Raw genomic sequence first — 1,942 nt, 5'->3', positions numbered from 1 at the left:
GGAGGGCACTGAAAAACTACCGTTATTTCCATTTTATCGGCGTGGTCAGGCGTCATTATCGGGCGTTTACGAGGCGTTCTGTCTACGATGTGTGGTGAGAGTAAAAAGCAAAAATCGTCCCCGAAAAGGGCTTGGAACGCTTCCAAACGGCTTTCTCGGGGACGATTTGGCTGATATGTAGGTTTCCCTACGTTTTTCTTACATTATTCTGATAATTCGCTTCAGATTTGCGGCAAAAATGGCCATTGCGCCCTGCAGTTCCATACTGGCGAGTCCGTACGACATGGCTCTGTCGTACCCGAAGACATTCTTTAGCTCTGCGTTTTTGGCTTCTATCATGTACCGCTTACGTTGCAGGTAAACAAACTCGCTGGTCTTCTCGTATTCCATCTGCTTCTTATGCGTATTTGCCAACACCCTGACGCTATAGGTCTTCTTCTTGGCTCCCAGTTTGTAGCACCCTTCCCTTAGCGGACAGACCTTGCACCTCTCCACATCGAAACTGAAGACGATAACGGGGTTATGGTATTTTCCTGGGACATTGGTCTTCTGCTGCGGTTTTGACCTGGAAACGGCCATGTGTCCGGCCGGACAGACGAACATTCCGGCATCCTTGTTATAGTCGAAGGTAGCGCCCTTCCTTGTACCGTTGCTGATGACAGGGTTGAGTGGTGAACAGAGTTTTATATCCTTGTTTTCATTTTCGTTTTTATCATTTATCATATCCAGATTTGCCTTTGACGAGTAGGCTGTGTCGCCGATGATGGTGTCTATCTCAACTCCGTTTTCCTCGGTCTTCTCGACGAGCCGTTCCAGCATCTTTCCGTCATCAGCCTCGCCGGAGGTGACATCTGCCGCCACGATGATACGCTCTTCGCTCATGACCAGATGGGTCTTGTAGCCGAAGAAGCTGCGCGACTTGGTCTTGTGCCCGATACGGGCGTCGGGATCCTTGGATGTTACGTACCGGATTTTGGCGTCGGCGATGATCTCCTTGAGCAGGTTCAGACGCTCCGACACGGCCGGCATGGCGACCAGCGGAGGGGCAGCCTCGACGGCGGCCACATAGTCGACCGCCGTGGACAGTACCACCGGGAACTTCTTCTTTTCGGACAATCCGTGCAAGTCAGGCAATTCAGGCAGCTTGAAACTTTCATTGATGGAGTGTACAATCCGTGTGGTCTGTTCCATCTGGTATGTCAGATAGTCGGTGGCGTTGACGGAATTTGACCTTGACAGCGAATGGGTGGCATCTACGAAGAAGCGCTTCGACTGTATGATGCCCTTCTCCAGCGCGACGCATACGGTCTTCTTGATCAGCATGTCCATTATCTTCGTATCCTTCAGCCGCTGCCTGCGGAACTTCGACAGCAGGCTCGGGTCTATCAGGTTCGTCTCCTCGGGGCATAGGCCGAGGAAATACTTGAATGAAAGGTCGGTCAATGTGCGCTTTACTACATCCACATCCGAGATACTGTAGATGGTCTTCAGGAGGAGATACTTGAACATGCGTATCGGGTCCTCTGCCATACGGCCGTTGTAGGAACAATACTTGTCCTTGAGCTCGTCATAGACGAAACTGAAATCCACGAGTTCAGTAATTGAACGCAGAAGATGGTCCTGCGGGACTAACAGGTCATACAACTCCGAATAATTGCTGAATTTTATTTGCTTTTGCTGCTGTAACATATGCCTTTATTTTATGTAAAGATACGAAAAAATATTGACATATGCAACTATTTACCCATCTATTATCCAGCTATTTGTAGGGGATGGGGGACTTTTTTTATGACCAAAACGGAAAATGCTTACGATTTGTAACTTCTCTTTCTGCAAATCGCCTAAAATAAGGCTAAAATAGACAGATAATAAAGGGTAAAACAGCTGTTTCTCCGTCATCAACTTTCAATTTGATAGTGGGTTTTAGTTTTTCAGTGCCCTC

At 48.4% G+C, this 1,942-nt stretch carries 2 protein-coding genes; one reads left to right on the top strand and one right to left on the bottom strand.

Features of this window, described 5'->3' with window-relative positions; translation table 11 throughout:
- Positions 1–181: hypothetical protein (locus CIK92_RS13945; RefSeq protein ID WP_216822211.1), on the top strand; the 181-nt coding region annotated here is incomplete at its 5' end.
- 17 nt (positions 182–198) lie between these two features.
- Here the strand turns inward: CIK92_RS13945 and CIK92_RS00975 are convergent.
- Positions 199–1,689, bottom strand: coding sequence for an IS1182 family transposase (locus CIK92_RS00975; RefSeq protein ID WP_094387852.1), 1,491 nt, complete (start codon positions 1,687–1,689; stop codon positions 199–201).
- Positions 1,690–1,942: the final 253 nt, after the last annotated feature.

It is taken from the genome of Prevotella sp. P4-67 (assembly GCF_002251325.1).
Lineage (GTDB): Bacteria > Bacteroidota > Bacteroidia > Bacteroidales > Bacteroidaceae > Prevotella.
The sequence above is the reverse complement of the archived record's forward strand: the minus strand, read 5'-3'. Positions and strand labels throughout refer to the sequence as shown.

Bases quoted from the DNA above. Each gene is read 5' to 3' on its own strand.
- CIK92_RS00975 (WP_094387852.1), bottom strand. From the start codon at position 1,689: ATGTTACAGCAGCAAAAGCAAATAAAATTCAGCAATTATTCGGAGTTG.